The sequence below is a fragment of the Weissella sp. DD23 genome (genome assembly GCF_001579105.1).
Lineage (GTDB): Bacteria > Bacillota > Bacilli > Lactobacillales > Lactobacillaceae > Weissella > Weissella cibaria.
Window position 1 is genome coordinate 55,952 of record NZ_KQ970393.1, and the last position, 1,771, is coordinate 57,722.

At 46.0% G+C, this 1,771-nt stretch carries 1 protein-coding gene and 1 pseudogene; both read right to left on the reverse strand.

The features are described 5' to 3' along the window. Nucleotides 1-157: 157 nt before the first annotated feature. Entirely contained in the window at nucleotides 158-1,585 is a 1,428-nt protein-coding gene (araA, locus tag WEIDD23_RS06245; RefSeq protein ID WP_062358851.1) for an L-arabinose isomerase, read from the reverse strand. Between the two features lie 33 nt (nucleotides 1,586-1,618). Then, nucleotides 1,619-1,771, reverse strand: a pseudogene (gene araD / locus WEIDD23_RS14635) (L-ribulose-5-phosphate 4-epimerase); the annotation flags it as partial.

The window sequence follows — 1,771 nt, forward strand, 5'->3', positions numbered from 1 at the left end:
CTACGACCCCGGTCAGTTGGTTCCCACCTACACACAAAAGCGACGCCTTTGGGGACGTCGCTTTTGCTTTTGAGATTTTTAAGTTATTTTCGAGATGTATTTTGAGAGTGTTCGTTAATTTGTTAAGTTAAAACGTTTTGGGTTTGTTTTTAATTAATTAGTCCTTGATGTCAACGTAAGTCAACTTGAACATGTTTGACAAGTCTTGCAATTGCTCGGCTGTAATCTTGAATGACAAGACCGTGTGGTGACCACCACCAACTGACATCCAACCAACAGCACCCTTGTTCAAACCTTGCTTAGGCGTCCACAATTGCTTAGCCACTGGCAAGTGAGGCATTTCAGCTTCTGGCTTGTTACCAGTTACATCGTATGACATCAACTTGAACTCGTTACCGTAGTCGGCCATCGTGGCGTCGATTCCGTCACCTTCCATACCAGTGAAGACCAAACGTGCAGGATCGTCCTTACCACCGATTCCCAATGGGTGAACTTCAACACGTGGCTTGTCTGAAGCAATCGTTGGGTCAACTTCCAACATGTGTGAGCCCAAGATAGCTTCGTGACCCTTACGGAAGTCCAATGTGTAATCTTCCATGAAGACCGTTGACTCGTTGTGGGCCATGATCTTCATCAAGCGTACCAAGGCAGCCGTCTTCCAGTCACCTTCACCAGCAAATCCGTAACCTTCAGCCATCAACAATTGTGCTGCCAAACCTGGCAATTGCTCCAAACCGAACAAGTCTTCGAAGTTGGTCGTGAAGGCCGTGTAACCATTCTTGTCCATGAAGTGCTTGATACCGAAGTACTCACGCAATTGGTACTTCACGTTGTGCTCAAACTTTTCTGGTGTATTGTCGCCGATAACGAAGTCGTATTCCTTTTCCAATTCAGCGTACTTAGCATCGATGTCGTCAGGGTTAACGGCATTAACCGCCTCAACCAAATCACCAACAGCCCAGTAATCAACCGTCCAACCGAACTTGATTTGTGCTTCAACCTTGTCACCGTCAGTAACAGCCACGTTACGCATCTTATCACCGAATGTCACAACCTTAATCTTGAATGATTCGTTGTAGGCAACTGCTACGTCCATCCAGTTAGCAACGGCTTCTTGCACTTCTTGGTCAGCCCAGTGACCTGAGATGATCTTGTTGTTGATACCCAAACGGGCGTTGATGAAGGCGTACTCGCGGTCACCGTGGGCTGATTGGTTCGTGTTCATGTAGTCGAAGTCAATCGTGTCGTAAGGCAAGTTGTTCAAGAATTGCGTTGCCAAGTGCAACAATGGCTTTTGCAACAATTGCGTACCACGGATCCAGTTCTTAGCTGGTGAGAACGTGTGCATCCACGTAATTACACCGGCAACTGAATCGTCGAAGTTAGCTTCCTTCATGGCAGCTGCAATGTTTTCTGATGTCGTTGCCACCAACTTGAATTCAACTGGGTATGGCAAGACACCTGATTCATTCAAGCCATAGACAATCTTCTTCGCGTTTGATTCAACTTCTTGCAACGTCTCAGGTCCGTACAAGAATTGTGAACCCGTGATAAACCAGAACTTGTAGTTGTTAGTGTTAAACATAATCATTATTCCCCTTAAGTAATTTCCCGAATGTTAGTTAGTAACTTCTGTCTTCTTTTGACCGTAATAGGCGTTCGCACCGTGCTTACGCAAGTAGTGCTTATCCAACAACGTTTGTGACATGTGCACGTTGTGTGGGTTCAACATCATGGTGTGGTAGGCCATTTGTGCAACTTCCTCCAACAC

Excerpts from the sequence above, each read along its gene's own strand:
- araA (WP_062358851.1), bottom strand. The coding sequence starts at position 1,585 with ATGTTTAACACTAACAACTACAAGTTCTGGTTTATCACGGGTTCACAA.